The organism is Pseudooceanicola sp., assembly GCF_029213205.1.
Lineage (GTDB): Bacteria > Pseudomonadota > Alphaproteobacteria > Rhodobacterales > Rhodobacteraceae > Pseudooceanicola.
In genome coordinates this window covers 60,478-79,872 of the sequence record NZ_JARGNH010000009.1, presented here as the reverse complement: position 1 = coordinate 79,872, position 19,395 = coordinate 60,478, and the positions used below count along the sequence as shown (strand labels likewise).

Sequence of the window (19,395 nt, the reverse complement as noted above, 5' to 3'; positions counted from 1 at the left end):
GCGAAGCCTCCGGCGGGGATATTTCAGACCAGAGGAAGCGAGGGCCGATCCGCCTGCTTCCTCTGGTTGCAAATATCCCCGCCGGAGGCATTTTCTCTATTTTGCGCGCCCGGCCAAAGGGCGCGCGCTGGCAACAGGGCGCGGGTCTAATCATCGCCGCCACTCCCCAGATAGGCCGCCTGCACCCGGGCATCGGCATGGATCTCCGCCGGGGTGCCCTCGGCCAGGATCTCGCCGAAATTCAACACCGTGATCCGGTCGGCCAGCTCCATCACCACCGCCATATTATGTTCGATCAGCAGGATCGTGGTGTCCCGCGCCAGGTCGCGGATCAACGCCTTGAACGCGGCGATCTCACCTTCGGCCAGGCCCTGGGTCGGCTCATCGAGGATCATCAGCCGAGGCCGCTGTGCCAGCCCCATGGCGATTTCCAGCAACCGCTGATGGCCATAGGAGAGGTCCTGAGCCAGCGCGTCGGCGCGATCGGCCAGGCCGGTGCGGCCCAGCGCCTCCTGCACCTCGGCCTCGACCGCATCCTGATCGGCGCCGAGATGGCGGCGCGCCGCCAGCGCCACATTCTCATGCGCGCTGAGCCGGGCAAAAACCGACGTGATCTGAAAGGTATAGGCCATGCCGAGGGCCACGCGGGCATGGGCGGGCATATCGGTGACATCGCGACCATCGAAGCAGATGCGGCCTGCGCTCGCCGCCAGCCGCCCGATCAGCATCGACACGAAGGTGGTCTTGCCCGCGCCATTCGGGCCGATCAGCGCCCGGACCTGATGCTGCGGCAGGTCGAAATCGACCTCATGCACCGCCCGCAACCCTTGAAAGGATTTGGACAATCCGCGCGTCGACAGGATCAGGCTCATGGCAGATCCTTCCACAGCCGCGCCCGGATGACCCCGGCGATGCCCTGTGGCGCGAACAGGGTGAGGCCGATCAGCGCCAGACCGGCAATCAGCATATAGGCCTCGGTCAGACCCGAGGCGATGTCGATCAGGTAGAACATGAACAAGGTGCCAAGGAACGGGCCGAGCACGGTGCCCGCGCCGCCCAGCAGCACCCAGAGCAACGGAAAGATCGAATATTGCACCGTGGCGAAACTGGCCCCGGCATAGCCGAAGAGCAGCGCATAGGCGCCACCCGAGGCCGCCGAAATGGTCCCTGAGATCACCAGCGCCAACAGCTTGTAGCGGAAGGTGTCATAGCCCAGCAACCGCGCCCGCAGTTCATTCTCGCGGATCGCGACGAACACCCGGCCCGCCGGGCGGCGCACCAGCCGCAGCGAGATCAGCAAGACCACGGAGAACAGCGCCCAGGCGGCCAGATAGCGGACCTGCGGCTGGCCGAGGTCGAGGCCCCAGATCATCCGATCGGCGGCTTCAATCACAAAACCCTCGTCACCACGGGTAAAGGCGCCGAAATAAAGGATGATCAAATAGACCGCCTGCGAGAACATCAGCGTCACGATCATGAACGCCACCCCGGCGGTGCGCAGCGCCAGCAGCCCCACCGCCAGCGCCAGACCGGCGCCGCAGGCCAGCCCCACCCCCCAGGCAGGCAGCGCCGACAGCTCGCTGAACCGCAGGATCAGCCCGGTGCCATACATGCCCGCGGCAAAGAACATCGCATGGCCCAGCGACAGCAGCCCGGTATAGCCAAAGGCGATGTTATAGCCGATCGCATAGACCGCCAGCACCATGATCCGGGCAATATTGCCATGGGTGTAGGCGGGCAGCAGGAAATTCAGCGCCAGCAACAGCGCCACCAGGCCGAGGTGCAGGGCGACGATGCGGCTCATCTGTCGCGGGTCCCAAACAGGCCCTGCGGGCGGAACACCAGCACCAGCGCCACCAGCAGCGTCGCGATGATCTTGGCCAGGGTCGGTGAGAAAAACACCGAGATGATGCCGTCGGACATGCCGATCAGCACCGCCGCCACAATGGTCCCGGCCATCGAGCCGAGGCCGCCGATGATCACCACGATGAACGACAGCAGCAGGGCGTCGCCGCCCATCAGGTAATGCGCCTGCTGGATCGGCACGATCAGCACCCCGGCCAGGGCCGCCAGTGCCGCGCCGAGGCCGAACACCGCCGCATAGACCCGCTCGACCGGGATGCCAAAGGCGGTGGCCATGTCGCTGTCCAGCTGCGTCGCCCGCATGATCAGACCGGCGCGCGAACGGGTCATGAACAGTCGGATCGCCAGGATCAGCACCGCAGCGGCGCCGATCACGAACAGCTTGTAAGAGGTGGTCGACAGCCCCCAGGGGAAATAGAGCGACGGCCCGCCCTCGCCCCATTCGATCCAGGGCAGCGCGATCCGGCTATTGAACGGCGGTTCGACCGGGCGCGCATCCGGGCCATAGGTCATCAGCGTCACCTGCTGGATCACATAGAGCAGCCCGATGGTGGCGACGATGGTGCGCTCCGGGTCATAGTCGATGCGCTTCAGGATGGTGATATCGGCGGCGGCGGCCAGAACGCCAACCGCCAGCGGCGCAATGATCGCGGCGGCGACAAAGGACAGCGCCGCGCCACCGCCGACCAGATGTGCGACGAACCAGGCGATGACCGCCCCCAGCATGTAGAATTCGCCATGCGCGACATTGACCACCCGCATCACCCCAAAGGTCAGCGACAGGCCCGAGGCCATCAGCGCCAGCACCGCGGCCAGCACCGCGCCCTCGAGCATGGCGAGCATCAGATAGGGGCCGAATTCCATCGTGATCCTTGCGGGTTACTGGGTGATTTTCATGTGATGGAAGACCACGCCGCGCGGTGGGCCGGAGCGCATCGATACGGCACGCGACACGGCCGCGCCCGAGGCTTCAGAAACTCTGGGCGGTGTAATCCACCTCATCCGCATAGAGCGTGTCGGTGATCGCGGCGGTGTGCTTGACCACCAATTTGCCGTTCTCGACCTGGCTGATGTATTGCGGGCCGAACACCTGGTGGGTCTTGCCATTGAACAGCTTGCCGCCCTGCGGATGTGCCAGCCCGGCGGGCATCACGCTCATTGCCTCGACCGCTTCGATCAGCTTTTGCCGGTCCTTCGGTCCGACATAGCCCGACGCCTCCATCCCGGCCTTGATGACATGCAGGGTTTCCCAGCAGCCGAACATATGCGCGGCGGTCGACACGTCCTTGGCATCATTGACCGAGGCGCCATTGGCGTCGATGCCGACCGCGTCGCGGTAGGTCTTGACGTAATCCGGGGTGTCCGGCTGCAGATACCGCGGCATGCCTTCCCAGAAATAGGTGCCTTCCAGGAATTCCAGGCCGGGCGAGGCCATATCGACCGCTTCCAGGCTGTCGATAAAGCCGAAAAGCTCTGGCCGGTTCGGGCCAAAGAATTCGCCCAGTTCCTTGACAAAGGTCAGCACCGCAGGGCCGACCATGACGTGATACAGAACCTCGGTGTCGCGGGGGATCTTGGGGAAATACTTGGTAAACGAGGTTTCGGTCGGCGGCACTGCGATCATTTCCAGAACCTCGCCGCCCTGCGCCTTCATCGCCGCCGAGAAATTGTCGCGGTGATCATAGCCAAAGGCGAAGTCAGGATAGATCATCGTGACCTTTTTGCCGAGCGTCTTGCTCACAAACGGCGCCATCGCCTGCACCTGGCTTTTCACATCGGTGATGCCCGGCTGCACGGTCCAGCGGTTGAGAATGCCCGAGGCGACATGATGGCCTTCGGAGACCACGAAATACGGCAGCTTCAGCTCAGCCGCGCGCGGCGCAGAACCGATCACCACATGGCTGTACAGAGTGCCGAATGCGACATCGCATTTGCTTTGATTGGCAAATTTTTCAAGCACTTCGGCACCGCGCTTGGGGTCGGTACCATCATCCTCGGTCACCAGCTCGACCATCCGGCCATTGATCCCGCCCTCGGCGTTGATCTTGGCGACCGCCGCATCGGTGGTGCGCTCATACCAGCGGCCATAGGCGGCGCCGATGCCGGTCGCGTGTTTCTGGAACCCGATGCGGATCGGTTCGCTGGTCTGGGCCTGGGCATAGCGCGACCAGAGCGGCAGCGTGGCAGCGGCCCCGACGGCGCCCAGAGTCTTCAGCGCCGTGCGGCGCGAGGTGGAAACCGGGTGATCAGTGGATTTTGTCATGGCAGGCAATCCTTCTGGAATTGATCCTTGGCGGTGATCGCATGTCCCGTCTGACCGGGGATGAACAAGTTTCGCCCCCCCAGACATGGTTGTCCAGAGTTTTACCATGGGTCAAACACCGCGTGGCGAGGCCAGCAGCCAAAGTCCGAAAATCGTGTAGAGCACCATGAAAATGGCCAGCGGAATTTGCGATAACGCCGCCTTTCGCGGCGTTTCGAACAGGCGCAGCGCCAGCCCATGCGCCATCAGAATCGCGATCACATGACCAAACACCACTGCCCCCGCCTGGGTCAGCCAGATCACCCGTACCGTCGCCTGGGTGTTGAAGAACCCGGTCGTCACATGTGCGCCCGCCAGCCCCAGCAGATTGACGCCGGTCTCCATGGGGTCATTCAGCATCAGTGCCAGGTATTGCCCCTCGACCAGCAGAACCGGCAGGTAATGCGCCAGGTGATAGCCCAGGGCAATCGGCAGGATGCTCGGCACCAACAGGCGGATCACCCGGCCCGGCGGCAGCGTGCTCTGCAGCAGCCACAGACCGGCGCGGGTGGTGGCGGCAAACACCGCGACCAGCAGCAGACAGGCCAGGGCCAGCCCGCCCAGGCTTTGCCAGACCACCGCTGACCGGCCGGTGAATTCCAGCGGGTTCATCCCGATCCGGGCGAACCACCAAAAGGTTTCGTTCACCCCGTCAAAGCTGCCAATCGCCAGCATCAGCAGGATGAACACCGCCTGCCCGGCGGGCGGCGGCGTCTGCTGCGCCATCCGGCGCCAGCCGCTCAGCCCGATCGCCCGCCTGCCCCGGCTGCGGCCCAGCAGGCTCAGCCCGACATAGGCCCGCATCATGACGGTGATCGCCTCGGCGCGCAGCAACCAGGGCAGCCCGAACAGGCACAGCCCCAACATTTGCAGCGCCCAATAGAGCGCCACCACCCAGGCCAGCCGCCCCGGCGCGGCGGGGGCGATATCGGCCAGCAGAAACCCGGCCAGCGCCAGCAGCCCGACCACTGCGGGCCAATGCCCCAGCGCCGCCGGATAGCGCAGCGGCGCCGGACGACCAAGCCGCCACCAGAGCCCGGTCCAGGGATTCAGCGCCCGCCAGACATCGCCCAGAATCGCCTGGATCAGCAGCAGGATCACCCAGCCCCCGGTCCAGACGATCAGCGGCAGCGGATTATGGGTCGGATCCTGTTCGCCGACCCAGCCCTGGATCACCGCCCAGGCCAGGATCGCCAGCACCAGCAGACTGATCCAGCCCGCCCGAACCCGCGGCGCAGCGCGCCAGAGCGGCAGCGGGCGAAACAGCGCCAGGCTCTGTCGCCCCGGCAGCAGCGCCACCAGCAGCACCGTCAGAACCACCACCGTGACTCCGCCCGCCGCATAGAGGCCGGTCGGCAGCAACAGCACGAATCCGCCTTCGGAGGCATGCGCCAGGGCGGCCCCCGGTATCAGGGCTGAAATCAACAATATGAGTGCACAAATCCGCCGCATCCGTTGATCTAGCCCGGTTCGCGCCCCGGTTCCAAGCCTCAACAATCGCCCGGCACCCGGCAATGCCAGGCAACGCCGCAATTGACACCTCGCCCCTGGCAGGCAAATCATTTGCACACCAACAATACGAGGCAAGCGATGACCCAGCGCAGAGCCGATCAGATCATTGGCGTCGATGTCGGCGGCACCTTCACCGATCTAGTGCTCTGCGACCCGAGCAGCGGCGCGGTGCGGCTGGCCAAGGTGGCGACCACGCCGACCAATCAGGCCGACGGGGTGATCGCGGCGCTGGACGCGGCCGGGGCCGATCTGCGCCGTTGCGCCTTGATCGTGCATGGCACCACCACCAATGCGGTGCTTGAGCGCAAGCTGGCGCGCACCGGGCTGATCACCACCGCCGGATTTCGCGACATTCTGGAACTGGGCCGACGCACCCGGCCACAGGCCTATGGGATGAAGGGCGTGTTTCGCCCGATCATCCCGCGCGATCTGCGCCTCGAGGTCCCCGAACGGATGGATGCCCAGGGCCGGGTGGTGACCGCGCTGGACGAGGTGGCACTGGGAACGGCGGCGCAGGCGCTGCTGGATCAAGGCTGTGTTTCGGTGGTGGTGCATTTCCTGCACGCCTATGCCAACCCGTCGCATGAGCTGCGCGCCGCCGAGATCCTGCGCGAACTCTGGCCCAATTCGCACATCACCCTCGGCCATGCCTTGCTGTCGGAAAGCCGCGAGTTCGAGCGCGGGGTGACGGCGGCGGTCAATGCCTCGGTGCAGCCACTGCTGGACCGCTATGTCACCCGGTTGAAAGACCGGCTGGCGGCGGCGGGCTATGCCGGGGAACTGCTGGTGATGAATGGCAATGGCGGCATGGTTTCGGCGGCCAACGTGGCGCGCGAGGCGGCCAAGACGGTGATGTCCGGCCCGGCCTCGGGGGTGATGGCGGCGGCCTATACCGGGCGGGCGGCGGGGATCGGCGACCTGATCACCTATGACATGGGCGGCGGCTCGATCGCGCGGGTCAATGCCGCCGGTCTGCTGGAGGTTGGGCCGGACAGCGCCGGGGCGGCGCCGGGGCCGATCTGCTATGGCCGGGGCGGTGAATTGCCGACGATTTCGGATGCCAACCTGCTGCTCGGGCGGCTGGATCCGGCGCGGCTGAACTCGGTCGAAGGCGGCGTCAGCCTGGATCACCTGCGTCAGATCTTTGACGAACACCTGGGCCACCCGCTGGGCGTGACGACAGAAGCGGCGGCCGATGCGGTGCTGCGGCTGGCCAATGTCAAGATGGCCGGGGCGATCCGCATGGTGTCGGTGTCGCTGGGCGTCGACCCGCGCGATTTTGCCCTCTTCGCCTTTGGCGGTGCCGGGCCGTTGCACGCCTGCGCCCTGGCCCGCGAATTGGGCATTCCCCGGGTGCTGATCCCGGCCCGCCCCGGCATCACCAACGCCTTGGGCTGTGTGGTCGCCGATCTGCGCCATGATTTCGTGACCACGCTGAACCGCCCGCTCGACCAGCTCGATATGGACGCGCTCAGCGCGGTGCTGCAGGCCCAGGCCGCCGAGGGCCGCGCCCTGATCGCGCGCGAGACCCTGCCACTGACCGGGGTGCGGGCGCTCTATTCGCTCGACATGCAATTCATCGGCCAGACCCACCTGCTGCGGGTCGATCTGGACGGGCCCGAGATCAGCCGCGAGGCGCTGCAGGCCCGGTTCGAGGCCGCCTATTGGCAACGGTTCCGGGTGCGGCTCGACTCGATCCGGGCGGCGGTCGTCAATGTGAATTGCTCGGTCATTGGCGAACGCCGCGGGTTTGACCTGGCGACGCTGATCCCGGCGGCGGGGCGGCGCGCGACCCTGGCCGAGGCGCAGCGCGACATCCGGCAGGTGTCGTTCGATGGCACCTGGCAGGCGACACCGATCTATCAGCGCGAAGCGCTGCCGCTCAGGGCGGTGATCGACGGCCCGGCGGTGATCGAACAGATGGACACCACCATCCTGATCCCGCCCGGCGACCGGGCCGAGGGCGATGCGATCGGCAATATCCTGGTGACGATTGGCGGGGCGGCATGATCGGGCTGCGGGGCATCGGTGAGACATCGGGATCACCTCGGCATCGCGCCGATGGGGGTGGTGGAGGGCGCTGGCGGGGCGAGAACCCGCCCGAATGCCCGAACCACCTGCGGAGCCGCCGGGAGGCCGCAGACATGCGCATGTCTGCCGCATTTGCGGTTCGGTTGCCAAACAGACCGCCGGTGCGGCTTGCGGCACAGGCAGCGCCCGACCGCCCCCCCCCGGCGATCGGGCACTGCCGTCCGAAAGGTGATGCAATCATGAGTCTCGACCCGATTACCCTCTCCGTCATTCAGGCCGGGCTGCAGCAGGTCTGCGACGAAATGGACCTGTCGTTTTCCCGCGCCGCATTCTCGCTGGTGATCGCCGAGGCCAATGACCGCTCGGACGGGATTTACGCCGCCGAGGATGGCGCGGAGCTTGTTCGGTGTGGTGCTGGCGGTGGGTGGCACGGTTGATGCCGCGGCGGTCGGCGCGGGCGCGGCTTGGCTGAGCGCCGGGGCGCTGCCCCGGACCCCGGAATATTTTTGGCAAGATGAAGATCGGCGCGGGCGCAGAGGCCAGGGTGGTCGCCCGAGTGAAAGCCGAAGGGGGGGGAAGAAGCGATTGCAACCCCTGACAGGGGCGATAGTGTAGCCGCCTGCCTGTTGCGGAACCTCTTTCCGCAAGGCGAATGATCCTAGGAGGAAATCACATGGCACTGCCGCCAGTTTTGCAAAATCTGCGTATTCCGCTGATCGGAAGCCCGCTGTTCATCATCTCGAATCCCGATCTGGTTCTGGCGCAATGCAAGGCCGGTGTCGTCGGCTCTTTTCCGGCGCTGAATGCCCGCGAGGCCGAAGGCGAAGAGATCGAGCTGGACAAATGGCTGACCCGGATCACCGACGAGCTGGACGCCCATAACCAGGCCAATCCGGACCGGCCCGCCGCACCCTATGCGGTCAACCAGATCGTGCACCGCACCAATGGGCGGCTGGAGCGCGATGTCGAGCTCTGCGTGAAGCACAAGGTGCCGGTCTGGATCACCTCGCTGGGGGCGCAGGAATGGGTCTATGAGGCGGCGCATTCGGTCGGCGCCACCGTCCTGCATGACGTCATCAACGACAAATTCGCCCACAAGGCGATCGAGAAAGGCGCAGATGGCCTGATCGCCGTGGCCGCCGGGGCCGGTGGCCATGCCGGGGCGCTGTCACCTTTGGCGCTGATCCAGGAGATCCGGGAATGGTTCGATGGGCCGCTCTATCTCTCCGGCGCGATTGCCAAGGGCGATTCGATCCTGGCGGCGCTGGCGATGGGCGCCGATGGTGGCTATGCTGGGTCGGCCTTTATCGCCACTGAAGAGGCGAATGCGGTGCCCGGTTACAAGGAAATGATCACAACGCATGGCGCCAGCGACATCGTCTATTCCAACGATTTCACCGGTGTCTGGGGCAATTACCTGCGCCCCTCGATCGAACGCGCCGGGCTTGATCCCGACAACCTGCCCGGATCCAACCCGGCGGCGATGAATTTCGCCGAAGGCACCGAGCGCAAGAAACGCTGGAAGGACATCTGGGGATCCGGCCAGGGCATTGGCCTGGTCAAGGAGGTGGTGCCGACGACGGTGCTGATCGACCGGCTGGCGGATGAATTCGAAGCCGCGCAACAGCGGCTGTGCGGCCAGCTCGGCTGGAAGAAGTAACGACGGTGGGCGCCTGGGAAATACCCTGGCGCCTCCCGCTTTCCTGAAGCTTGAGGAATACGGAAATGACGGCAAATCGCACCCCTCCGGTGAGCAAGGCCGAGCGCAAAGCCGCCGTCGCCGCCTGGGGCGAGGAAAAGCGCCGCGCTGGCATCTACGCGCTGCGGTGTGCGGCGCGCGGGCTGATCTGGGTCGGATCCGCCAGCGACCTTGATACGATATGGAATCGCCAGAGCTTTTCCCTGCGTGGTGGCAATCACCCGCAGCGCGACCTGCAGGCGGCCTGGACCGATGAGGGGGCTGAGTCCATCGCGTTCGAGGTGCTGGAAACGCTTGGCGACGAGGTCGAGCCAGTGGCGCGTCCACGCGCCCTGAAGGAGCGGCGCGCCGCCTGGAGCGAGACGCTTGCGGCCAAGACGATCTGACAATTTGTTACCGGGCGCCGGGGGTTTTCGTCACAGTTCGGCGGTGTCGCGCGCATGTGAACGTGTTGCGGAAATCGAAGGCTTGCAATTTCACCGGGCCGGGCGCAAATGCCGCCGCATTCGGGGGATGATCCCCGGTTTGATCACAGGCGAATCCGATGTCACCGAACACCACGCAGCCCGCACAGCCACAACAGCAACAGGGCCAGCAATCCTCCCCGACGACCCAACCGGGCGCCAGCACCCCGCAACCGCAGCGCTATACCGATTGGGCGGCGATCTGAGGCTGAATTTCAGGCGCTGGATGCGATGGCATCCGGCGCCGAAGCTGGTATAGGATGCCCGACGACAGGAGGACATCTGATGCCGCATTACCGTTCCCGCACTTCCACCCATGGCCGCAACATGGCCGGAGCCCGTGGCCTTTGGCGCGCAACCGGCATGAAGGATGGCGATTTCGGCAAGCCGATTGTCGCTATCGTGAACAGCTTCACCCAATTCGTGCCCGGCCATGTCCATCTGAAGGACCTGGGTCAGCTGGTGGCCCGCGAGGTCGAGGCGGCCGGCGGCGTGGCCAAGGAATTCAACACCATTGCGGTGGATGACGGCATCGCCATGGGCCATGACGGGATGCTCTATTCCCTGCCCAGCCGTGAAATCATCGCCGACAGCGTCGAATACATGGTCAACGCCCATTGCGCCGATGCCATGGTCTGCATCTCCAACTGCGACAAGATCACGCCGGGCATGCTGAACGCCGCGATGCGGCTGAACATCCCGGTGGTGTTTGTCTCTGGCGGGCCGATGGAGGCCGGCAAGGTGGTGCTGAACGGCAAGGAACAGGCGCTGGACCTGGTCGATGCCATGGTTGCCGCAGCCGATGACAAGTATTCCGACGCCGAGGTGCAGACCATCGAAGAGGCCGCCTGCCCGACCTGTGGTTCCTGTTCTGGCATGTTCACCGCCAACTCGATGAATTGCTTGACCGAGGCGCTGGGGCTATCCCTGCCCGGCAATGGCTCGACTCTCGCCACCCATGCCGACCGCAAGCGGCTGTTTGTCGAGGCCGGGCATCTGATCGTCGATCTGTGCCGACGCTATTACGAAAACGACGATGCTTCGGTTCTGCCGCGTTCGATCGCGTCCTTTGCCGCGTTTGAGAACGCCATGAGCCTCGACATCGCCATGGGCGGGTCCACCAACACCGTGTTGCACCTGCTGGCCGCCGCCCATGAGGGCGGGGTGGATTTCACCATGGAGGATATTGATCGCCTCAGCCGCAAGGTGCCGTGCCTGTGCAAGGTCGCGCCCGCCAAGGCGGATGTGCATATGGAAGACGTGCATCGCGCCGGTGGGATCATGGCAATCCTCGGCGAAATGGACCGCGCCGGGCTGCTGGATACTTCTCTGCCCACCGTGCATGCACCAACGATGGCGGCGGCTCTGGCGCAATGGGACATTGCCCAGACCACCAGCAATTCGGTGCATGAGTTTTATTCCGCCGCCCCCGGCGGGGTGCCAACCCAGGTCGCGTTTTCGCAATCGCGCCGCTATGAAGCCGTCGACACCGACCGGGTGGCCGGGGTGATCCGCAACAAGGCCAATGCGTTTTCCCAGGATGGCGGGCTGGCCGTGCTCAACGGCAATCTCGCCGAAGAGGGCTGTATCGTCAAAACCGCCGGGGTCGACGATTCAATCCTGAAATTCTCGGGCCCGGCCTTTGTGGTGGAAAGCCAGGATGACGCGGTCAGCGCGATCCTGACCGGCAAGGTCAAGGCCGGCGATGTGGTGGTGATCCGCTACGAGGGGCCGCGCGGCGGACCGGGGATGCAGGAAATGCTCTACCCGACCTCCTATCTGAAATCCAAAGGCCTGGGCGCCGCCTGCGCGCTGGTCACCGACGGGCGGTTTTCTGGCGGCACCTCGGGGCTGTCGATCGGCCATGTCTCGCCGGAAGCGGCCGAAGGTGGCACCATCGGCTTGGTCGAACAGGGCGATCTGATCGAGATCGACATCCCGAACCGGACAATCCACCTGGCCGTCGATGACGCGGTTCTGGCCGACCGGCGCGCGGCACAGGAGGCCAAGGGCTGGACCCCGGCGAAACCGCGCAAGCGCAAGATCACCGGGGCGTTGCGCGCCTATGCCGCCCTGACCACCAGCGCGGCCAAAGGGGCCGTGCGGCAAATCTGAGCCTCCGGGAATGGACGACCCGGTTTCGACCATTCCCAACCTCGGCCCGGCGGCGGTGCGCGATTTCGCCCGCGCCGGGATCACCAGCGCCGCGCAGCTGCGCGAGATCGGCGCGGATCAGGGCTATCTCGCCTATCTGCACGCCGGCGGCTCTGCCCATTTCATTGGTTATTATGCACTGGTCATGGGTCTTCAGGGCCGCCCCTGGAACGATTGCACGGCTGAAGAAAAAGCCGCGCTCAGGCTGCGCTTTGACGGGCTGAAGGCGCAAGCCAAGCAATCGGCAACGGCACCCATCGGCATCGAAAGGGAACTCGACGCCCTTGGGGTCGGGCGCAACCGGGGCTGAGCCCGCTTGCCCGCCAATGGCGTCTCCCCGCCATTTTCAGACAGCGGGGAGCGCATTGTTGATCTTAGCCGTTGATCTCAGTCTTCAAAGCCGAGGAATGTGCTGACCTCAGCCGCGTCCCGGCGCACCGATTTCACCGAATTGGCGGCGAATTCCTCATCCGGCCAGCCCAGGGCGACACAGGTGAGAATGACCTCATCCTCGGGGATCTGCGCATGTTCGCGCACCACCGGCGATTGCATGATGCCCTGGCCGTTGATCACCGCGCCCAGCCCGCGCGACCAGGCCGCCAGCACCAGCCCGTAGGTGGCGGCACCCGCGTCGAAAATCGCCACCGGTCCGTGGTCGTTCAACGCCCGGTCATAGGTCACCACCACCGAGACCGGTGCGTCGAATTGCCGGAACCCGCGCATCACCCAATCCTGGCGACGTTCGGCATCCTCGCGGGCGATGCCCATCGCGGCAAACAGCTGTTTGGCGATCTCGACCTGGCGGTCGCGGTGGATGCCTTCATAGGTGCCATGGCTGGGAATCTCGCGCTTTGGCGGTACTCCGCCCAACATCCGTTCGGTATTGCCGTCACGCACCTTTTCCAGCGGCGCGCCGGTCAGGACATGGAAATGCCAGGGCTGGGTGTTCATCGAAGACGGCGCGCAATTGGCCAGCGCCAGCACCTCTTCCATCAGGGCGCGCGACACCGGCTTCTTCTGAAAGCCGCGAATACTGCGCCGCTCCTGCATGGTCTGGTCGATATTCATTGGCCCTGCCTTTTGGATCTGTTTGATGCATCCGCACCCTGCCGATTTGGCGCGACCGTGACCAGCCGCGCCAAAGTTTTTTTGAAAAGTCTTGGTTAAAACCTTTCCCCTGGCGTTACGCCGCCAGCCCGCCTGCCGCACAGAGACGGTCCATGTGGAAATCCCGGTCACCCCAGGCGATTTCCAGCATCGTCAGACGCTTGAAGTAGTGGCCGATGGAATATTCCATCGTCATCCCGACCCCGCCATGCAGCTGGATCGACATCTGCCCGACATAGCGCGAGGCATCGCACATCTTTACCTTGGCGGTGGAGAGCGCCAGGTCGCGAGTCTGCTCATCCGCATCCTCACACATCAGCGCGGCATACATCGCCATTGATTTGACCTGTTCCTTTTCGACCACGCCCTGCGCCGCGATATGCTGCAACGCCTGGAAGGTGCCGATCGGGCGGCCAAATTGTTCGCGCCCCTTGATGTATTCGACGGTCAGGTCGATCGCCTGCTCCATCGCACCCAGGGATTCCGCGATGGTCGCCGCCAGCGCCTTGGACTCCGCCACTGCAATGGCCTTGTCCGCGGCAATCCCGCCGGTCAGCTTTTCCGCCGGAGTGCCATCAAAGGTCAGCTCCGCCGCGCGCTGTTCGTCCTGAGTGCGGTAGCTGCGAGTCTCAAGCCCTTCGGCCCCCTTGCGCACCACATAGATGCCGACCGCACCAGCGCCGTCGACGGCGGTGACAAAGATCAGATCGGCCTCGGCACCATAGGACACCACGGTCTTGCTGCCCGAAATCTTGCCACCGTTTTCCTGGGTTTTCAGCGGCTCGTCACGCTCGATCATCCCCGGTTCCAGATGCGCCCAGGTCGGCACATGCGCGCCCGAGATGATGCCCTCGGCAATCGCCGCGCGTTGCGCAGCAGAGGCCGACGCCAGCAGTGCCGGTGCGATTGCGATCGCTTCGGCCCAAGGCTCCAGCGTGTTGGCATTGCCCATCGCCTCGCCCACCAGCATGGTTTCGGTCGGGGTGCCGCCGATGCCGCCCTCATCCTCGGGGAACGGCAGCGCAAACAGGCCCATATCGGCATAGCCTTGCCAGATCTTGCGATCAAAGCCTTCGGGCAGCGCCATGTATTTGTTGCGCTTTTCAAAATCATAACGGTCTGCAAGGAAACGCGTCAGGCTTTCGGACAGCATCCGCTGTTCGTCATTCAGTTCAAAGTTCATTGTCTTACCTCACAGTCCAAGGATCGCTTTGGAGATGATCCCCTTCTGCACCTGATCCGAGCCACCGTAGATGCTCGACTTGCGCATGTTGAAATAGTTGGGCGCGGCGCGGATCGTCCAATCCGGGCCGACCTGGGCATTGGCGCCCTCTGCGTCGAGCCATGGCGCCGCCTGTTCGCCGGCCGCCTCGACATAGAGTTCGGTCATCCGCTGCACCATCTGGGCGCCCTTGATCTTGATCACCGAAGTCGCCGGATCGGGCTTGGACTGATCCGCCCCGGCTTCGATCCCCGACAGCACCCGCATCACCGTCATCTCAAGCGCCTTCAGCTCGACCTGGGCCTCGACAAACTTGTCGCGGAACCGCGGATGATCCCAGAGCGGCTTGCCCCGCACGATGCGGGATTTGGCGATTTCTTTCAGCTCTTCCAGCTTGGCCATGCTGGAGCCGACCCGCGGCGCGCCTAGGCGTTCGTTGCCAAGCAGGAACTTGGCATAGGTCCAGCCCTTGTTGACCTCGCCCACCATGTTTTCCGCAGGCACCCGGACATCGGTAAAGAACACCGAGTTGACTTCGTGGCCGCCATCCATGGTCTGGATCGGATGGACCTCAACACCGGGGCTTTTCATGTCGATCAGCAGGAACGAGATACCTTCCTGTTTCTTCACGTCCGGATCGGTGCGCACCAGTGCGAAAATCCAATCGGCGTGCTGGGCCAGCGTGGTCCAGGTTTTTTGACCATTGACGACCCAATGATCGCCATCACGCACCGCGCGGGTTTTCAGACCAGCCAAATCCGATCCGGCGCCGGGTTCGGAGAAGCCCTGACACCACCAATCGTCAAGATTGGCGATTCCCGGCAGAAAGCGCTTCTTTTGCTCTTCATTGCCGAACTGGATGATCACCGGGCCAACCATATTGACGCCAAAGCCCAAAGGATCAGGCGCCGGGGCGCTCTGGTTTTCCTGCTGGAAGATATACTGCTGAGTCACCGACCAACCCGGCCCGCCCCATTCCTCGGGCCAGCGCGGCGTCGCCCAGCCCTTTTTGTTCAGGATTTTCTGCCATTGCACCGTCATCTCTTTGGTCGGCGCATTGCCCAACTTGAGGTGCTCGCGGGTTTCCGCGGGCAGGTTGGCGTCGATAAAGTCGCGCACTTCCTGACGGAAGGCCTCCTCTTCAGGGGTAAACTTCAGGTCCATCTTTCCTCCTCAGGCCCCTTCGGCCTGTTTTTTTGCTCGTTCTTCGTCTTTCAGCATCTTGCGCGACGCCTTGCCCACAGATGTGCGTGGCAGCTCATCGCGGAATTCAAGGAATCTCGGCATTTCATGCCGTCCCAACTTGTCCGCAAGAAAACCCTGTAATTCCTCCAGGGTAAACGGATGGGCGCCATTATTCAGACATACGAAAGCTTTGGCGCTTTCCCCTCGGTAAACATCGGGCACCCCGATGACCAAAGCCTCGGCGACATCCGGATGCATATGGATCGCGTTTTCAATCGACAACGGATAAACGTTGAAGCCGCCGGACAGGATCAGGTCTTTTTTCCGGTCGACGATATAGAAATACCCGTCCTCATCCATGTAGCCGATATCGCCGGTCAGCAGATAACCATCGACAAAGGCGTTGCGGGTCTCTTCTTCGTTCTGCCAATAGCCGATGGTGACGGCGGGGCCCTTGATGATGATCTCGCCAGGTTCGCCGGTGGCCAGGCGCTTGGTCGGATCCTCAAGATCGACAATCGCCATATCCATCCCCGGCAACGGAATACCGATGGTCCCGAGCTTCTCATCCGGGAAATCGCGCGGCACCGAGGTGCCGTTCGACGCAGTTTCGGTCATCCCCCAGCCGCCGCCGATCTTGAGCCCGGTCAGGTCGCGAATGCGGTTGAACACCTCGCGGGGCAGCGGCGCACCGCCCGAGCTGACATTTTCGACGGAGGACAGATCCCGCTTGTCGATATCGGGAAGCTGCATGATGGCGATCCAAGTGGTCGGCACCCCGCTAAGGCTGGCAATCCGGTGCTTTTCCACGTCGTCAATCACCGAGGCCGCGTCAAAGCGCAGCCGCAGATGCATCCGGCCACCCTCCATCGTGCGTTTCAGCATCGCGCTGGTCAGCCCCATGATGTGGAACAGCGGCGCATAGAGCATCCCCGGCTTGCCCGGCTCGGCCCCGGGATCGGCGGCGGAAAGGTGGTTGTAGGTCTGCTCGGCGGCGCTCAGATTGCCATGGGTCAGCATCGCCGCCTTGGGCACGCCGGTGGTGCCGCCGGTGAATTGCAGCAACGCCAATTCATCAAGCCGCATCATCGGCGGGTCGTAAACCGCGCCCTCATGTCCAGCCAGAAGCGCGCTGGCCGACTGCATTGACTCGGGCACCGGGCAAGGTCGACCCATCGCCGAAATCGGATCGTCGCAGAGATAGATAGGTGGAAAGTCAGGATCTTGCACGAGTTTGGTAAAGCGCTCTGCGAATTCCGGGGTCGACAGTGAAATCACCATCTTGGCGCCAACATCATGCACCTTATGGGCAATCTCGGCCTCGGCATCCAAGGGCGACAGATGGGTGACAACCCCGCCAGCCGCCATCACGCCAAAGAAAAAGATCGGATGCCAGGGGGTATTGGGCAAATGCAGCGCCACCCGGTCGCCGCGCTTGATCCCGGCGGCTTTCAACGCCGAGGCCACCTGCGCCGCCAATTGCCGCATTTCTGCGTAAGTATATGTCTGTCCGTAATATTCGAACTGACACATATCGGCCCATTGATCAAAGGCGCGCTTGAGCATGCCGTTGAGGCAAATCTTTTCGGGCTGAAAGAACGGATCGACGGCGGGACGAAACTGCTGAGCCCAGATCGGTGCATGGGTGTTCATCAGCCACGCTCCCTATCGAAATCTGCGAAGCTGCGGCCCTCCGCGGCCAATCGCGCCAGCAACGGTTTCGGTTTCAGCTCATCACTGCCCGCCATCTCGGCATATTGCGCCAGCTTGCTGGCCACCTCGGCCACCCCGACCCGGTCGGCATAGGCCATCGGCCCGCCGGTCCAGAGCGGAAAGCCAAAGCCGTTGATATAGATCAGGTCGATGTCGCTGGCCCGTGTGGCGATGCCTTCGTCCAGAATCTGCGCAGCTTCGTTGATCAGCGGAAAGATCAGTCGCTCGACAATCTCGTCATCGCTGAACGCGCGCGGGGTAAAGCCCTTGTCGCGGCGGATATCGCTGATCAGCGTCTCGATCTCGGGATCCGGGATCGGGCTGCGCGACCCCTCCTCATAGCGGTAAAAGCCCGCCTTGGTCTTTTGCCCCTTGCGGCCCAGCTTTTCGACGATCGCGTCGGGGATCTCCATCACCTCGCCGCGCTCCTGGCGCACCAAGTAACCGACGTCGAGTCCCGCCAGATCATTGGTCGCCAGCGGCCCCATCGCGAATCCGAAGCTGGTGGCCGCCCGGTCGATCTGTTGCGGCATCGCGCCTTCCAGCATCAGCGCATGCACCTGCCGCCCGCGGCTGGCCCCCATCCGGTTGCCGACAAAGCCATTGCAGACACCAACCGTCACCGGCACCTTGCCCGCCCGCTTAGCCACCGCATTAGCGGTCACCAGAACCTCGGGGGCCGTCTTGGCTCCACGCACATTCTCAAGCAATTTCATAACATTGGCCGGGGAAAAGAAATGCATCCCGATCACATCCTCGGGCCGTTTGGTGACGCTGGCGATCTCATCCAAATCCAGCGACGAGGTGTTCGAGGCCAGCACCGTGCCGAGTTTGCAGAGCCGGTCGAGATCGGCAAAGATCCGTTTCTTCAGATCCATGTTCTCGAACACCGCCTCGATCACCATATCCGCATTTTTCACATCCTCGAAATCTGTCGATCCGTGGATCCGGCTCAACGCAGCCGTCACTTCGGCCTCGGTAAAGCCGCCGCGCGCCTGGGTCTTGCGGTAGTTGTTTTCGATGATGTCCAGACCCCGTTTCAGGGCCGCCGGATCGAGGTCGATGATGGTCACATCATAGCCGCCGGTGGCCATCGACATGGTGATCCCGCCACCCATGGTCCCGGCCCCCAGCACCGCGATTTTCTCGACCTGTCGGGGTGCGGTCGCCTTGGCCACGCCGGGCAGTTTCAACGCGGCGCGTTCGGCAAAAAACAGATGCCGCATTGCCTTGGATTCATCACTTTCGCGCAGTTCGTGAAACACCTCGTGTTCCGTCGCCATGCCCTGCTCAAAGGACTGCGTCATCGAGGCCCGCACCGCCGCGACACAGCCCTGCGGCGCCTTCAGCTTGCGGCTGCGAGACAGCAGCCGGCTGGCCTCGGCCTCGAACTCGGCCTGATCGACTCCGCGTACGAATTCGTCGTTCTGCGAGATCCGGTTCAACGGCCGGTTGTCGGCAATTTTCCGTGCAAAATCAATTGATTCAGCGATCACATCACCCTGAACCACCGCATCGGCAATGCCCAGATCAAGCGCCTGTTGCGCGGTGATCGGATCGCCGGTGACAATCGGCGCCAGGGCGGCGATTGGCCCGATCAGCCGTGGCAGCCTTTGGGTGCCGCCAGCGCCCGGAATGATCCCGATCTTGACCTCGGGCAAGGCCAGCGTCGCCTTCGGCCCCAACACCCGATAATGGGCGCCGAGCACGATCTCGAAGCCACCGCCATAGGCCAGCCCCTCGACCGCCGCGACCACTGGTTTTTCCGCCGCCTCGATGCCGTCGATCAGCGGGTTCAAACCCGGCTCCAATGTGCTCTTTCCAAACTCGGTCAGATCGGCGCCGCCGGAAAAGGCACGGGCACTGCCCGCCAGCACGATTGCCTTGATTTCCGGGTCCGCAAGCGCGGCTTGAAGATGCCCCCAAATCCCCTGTCGGACCCGCCCGGACAGAGCGTTCACCGGCGGGCTTGCGATGGATATGATGGCGACTTCCCCATCCTTTTGGATGGTGACCTTGGTTTCTGACACGGCTATATTCCTCCCTGACGCTCAGGACGGCATACCATTCCGCGTTGCGGAAGGCCGTTCTGCGCTATCGATCAGGCTAGAAAGCTCGGGACAGCGCGTCAATACGCGTTGAC

17 protein-coding genes are annotated in these 19,395 nt (G+C 63.8%); 7 read left to right on the top strand and 10 right to left on the bottom strand.

Annotation, left to right across the window (positions count from 1 at the left end):
- Window positions 1-146 precede the first annotated feature (146 nt).
- From P1U48_RS09315 to P1U48_RS09295, 5 genes are all read right to left on the bottom strand, one after another.
- Window positions 147-872, bottom strand: a complete 726-nt coding sequence (locus P1U48_RS09315; RefSeq protein WP_301068697.1) for an ABC transporter ATP-binding protein — start codon at window positions 870-872, stop codon at window positions 147-149.
- On the bottom strand, window positions 869-1,804 hold the full coding sequence (locus tag P1U48_RS09310; protein ID WP_301068696.1) for a branched-chain amino acid ABC transporter permease: 936 nt from the start codon (window positions 1,802-1,804) through the stop codon (window positions 869-871). Before P1U48_RS09310 ends, P1U48_RS09315 begins: the two co-directional genes overlap by 4 nt.
- Entirely contained in the window at window positions 1,801-2,727 is a 927-nt protein-coding gene (locus P1U48_RS09305) for a branched-chain amino acid ABC transporter permease (protein ID WP_301068695.1), read from the bottom strand. Before P1U48_RS09305 ends, P1U48_RS09310 begins: the two co-directional genes overlap by 4 nt.
- A gap of 106 nt (window positions 2,728-2,833) precedes the next feature.
- Window positions 2,834-4,126 (bottom strand): ABC transporter substrate-binding protein, encoded by a 1,293-nt coding sequence (locus P1U48_RS09300; RefSeq protein ID WP_301068694.1) that lies wholly within the window; start codon window positions 4,124-4,126, stop codon window positions 2,834-2,836.
- Window positions 4,127-4,237: 111 nt separating this feature from the next.
- The gene (locus P1U48_RS09295; protein WP_301068693.1) at window positions 4,238-5,593 is read right to left on the bottom strand and encodes a hypothetical protein; all 1,356 of its coding nucleotides are present in this window, start codon (window positions 5,591-5,593) and stop codon (window positions 4,238-4,240) included.
- Window positions 5,594-5,755: 162 nt separating this feature from the next.
- Here P1U48_RS09295 and P1U48_RS09290 point away from each other — a divergent pair, with 162 nt between their 5' ends.
- From P1U48_RS09290 to P1U48_RS09260, 7 genes are all read left to right on the top strand, one after another.
- Complete coding sequence (locus P1U48_RS09290; protein ID WP_301068692.1) at window positions 5,756-7,687, top strand: hydantoinase/oxoprolinase family protein; 1,932 nt, start codon at window positions 5,756-5,758, stop codon at window positions 7,685-7,687.
- A gap of 260 nt (window positions 7,688-7,947) precedes the next feature.
- Window positions 7,948-8,145 (top strand): hydantoinase B/oxoprolinase family protein, encoded by a 198-nt coding sequence (locus tag P1U48_RS09285; protein WP_301068691.1) that lies wholly within the window; start codon window positions 7,948-7,950, stop codon window positions 8,143-8,145.
- 236 nt (window positions 8,146-8,381) lie between these two features.
- On the top strand, window positions 8,382-9,368 hold the full coding sequence (locus P1U48_RS09280) for a nitronate monooxygenase family protein (protein ID WP_301068690.1): 987 nt from the start codon (window positions 8,382-8,384) through the stop codon (window positions 9,366-9,368).
- 65 nt (window positions 9,369-9,433) lie between these two features.
- Complete coding sequence (locus P1U48_RS09275) at window positions 9,434-9,793, top strand: GIY-YIG nuclease family protein (protein ID WP_301068689.1); 360 nt, start codon at window positions 9,434-9,436, stop codon at window positions 9,791-9,793.
- A gap of 158 nt (window positions 9,794-9,951) precedes the next feature.
- Window positions 9,952-10,077 carry a hypothetical protein gene (locus P1U48_RS09270; RefSeq protein ID WP_301068688.1) on the top strand — a complete coding sequence of 42 codons (126 nt, stop codon included), beginning with the start codon at window positions 9,952-9,954 and terminating at the stop codon, window positions 10,075-10,077.
- Between the two features lie 79 nt (window positions 10,078-10,156).
- A complete protein-coding gene (gene ilvD, locus P1U48_RS09265; protein WP_301068687.1) occupies window positions 10,157-11,986 on the top strand; it encodes a dihydroxy-acid dehydratase in 1,830 nt (609 codons plus the stop codon).
- A gap of 10 nt (window positions 11,987-11,996) precedes the next feature.
- Window positions 11,997-12,335 carry a TfoX/Sxy family DNA transformation protein gene (locus P1U48_RS09260; RefSeq protein ID WP_301068686.1) on the top strand — a complete coding sequence of 113 codons (339 nt, stop codon included), beginning with the start codon at window positions 11,997-11,999 and terminating at the stop codon, window positions 12,333-12,335.
- 77 nt (window positions 12,336-12,412) lie between these two features.
- Here the strand turns inward: P1U48_RS09260 and P1U48_RS09255 are convergent, their stop codons facing one another.
- The 5 genes from P1U48_RS09255 to P1U48_RS09235 form a co-directional block, all read right to left on the bottom strand.
- Entirely contained in the window at window positions 12,413-13,093 is a 681-nt protein-coding gene (locus P1U48_RS09255; RefSeq protein ID WP_301068684.1) for a nitroreductase, read from the bottom strand.
- A gap of 115 nt (window positions 13,094-13,208) precedes the next feature.
- A complete protein-coding gene (locus P1U48_RS09250) occupies window positions 13,209-14,315 on the bottom strand; it encodes an acyl-CoA dehydrogenase family protein (protein WP_301068683.1) in 1,107 nt (368 codons plus the stop codon).
- A 9-nt stretch (window positions 14,316-14,324) separates the two neighbouring features.
- Window positions 14,325-15,518, bottom strand: coding sequence for an acyl-CoA dehydrogenase family protein (locus P1U48_RS09245; protein WP_301068682.1), 1,194 nt, complete (start codon window positions 15,516-15,518; stop codon window positions 14,325-14,327).
- Window positions 15,519-15,527: 9 nt separating this feature from the next.
- Entirely contained in the window at window positions 15,528-17,192 is a 1,665-nt protein-coding gene (locus tag P1U48_RS09240) for an AMP-binding protein (protein ID WP_301068680.1), read from the bottom strand.
- Window positions 17,192-19,282 (bottom strand): 3-hydroxyacyl-CoA dehydrogenase NAD-binding domain-containing protein, encoded by a 2,091-nt coding sequence (locus P1U48_RS09235; RefSeq protein WP_301068679.1) that lies wholly within the window; start codon window positions 19,280-19,282, stop codon window positions 17,192-17,194. Before P1U48_RS09235 ends, P1U48_RS09240 begins: the two co-directional genes overlap by 1 nt.
- Window positions 19,283-19,395 lie beyond the last annotated feature (113 nt).

Coding starts and splice junctions, on each gene's coding strand:
- P1U48_RS09270 (WP_301068688.1), top strand. CDS start 9,952: ATGTCACCGAACACCACGCAGCCCGCACAGCCACAACAGCAACAGGGC.
- P1U48_RS09240 (WP_301068680.1), bottom strand. CDS start 17,192: ATGAACACCCATGCACCGATCTGGGCTCAGCAGTTTCGTCCCGCCGTC.
- P1U48_RS09305 (WP_301068695.1), bottom strand. CDS start 2,727: ATGGAATTCGGCCCCTATCTGATGCTCGCCATGCTCGAGGGCGCGGTG.
- P1U48_RS09300 (WP_301068694.1), bottom strand. CDS start 4,126: ATGACAAAATCCACTGATCACCCGGTTTCCACCTCGCGCCGCACGGCG.
- P1U48_RS09280 (WP_301068690.1), top strand. CDS start 8,382: ATGGCACTGCCGCCAGTTTTGCAAAATCTGCGTATTCCGCTGATCGGA.
- P1U48_RS09255 (WP_301068684.1), bottom strand. CDS start 13,093: ATGAATATCGACCAGACCATGCAGGAGCGGCGCAGTATTCGCGGCTTT.
- P1U48_RS09310 (WP_301068696.1), bottom strand. CDS start 1,804: ATGAGCCGCATCGTCGCCCTGCACCTCGGCCTGGTGGCGCTGTTGCTG.
- P1U48_RS09315 (WP_301068697.1), bottom strand. CDS start 872: ATGAGCCTGATCCTGTCGACGCGCGGATTGTCCAAATCCTTTCAAGGG.
- ilvD (WP_301068687.1), top strand. CDS start 10,157: ATGCCGCATTACCGTTCCCGCACTTCCACCCATGGCCGCAACATGGCC.
- P1U48_RS09260 (WP_301068686.1), top strand. CDS start 11,997: ATGGACGACCCGGTTTCGACCATTCCCAACCTCGGCCCGGCGGCGGTG.
- P1U48_RS09290 (WP_301068692.1), top strand. CDS start 5,756: ATGACCCAGCGCAGAGCCGATCAGATCATTGGCGTCGATGTCGGCGGC.
- P1U48_RS09285 (WP_301068691.1), top strand. CDS start 7,948: ATGAGTCTCGACCCGATTACCCTCTCCGTCATTCAGGCCGGGCTGCAG.
- P1U48_RS09250 (WP_301068683.1), bottom strand. CDS start 14,315: ATGAACTTTGAACTGAATGACGAACAGCGGATGCTGTCCGAAAGCCTG.
- P1U48_RS09275 (WP_301068689.1), top strand. CDS start 9,434: ATGACGGCAAATCGCACCCCTCCGGTGAGCAAGGCCGAGCGCAAAGCC.
- P1U48_RS09245 (WP_301068682.1), bottom strand. CDS start 15,518: ATGGACCTGAAGTTTACCCCTGAAGAGGAGGCCTTCCGTCAGGAAGTG.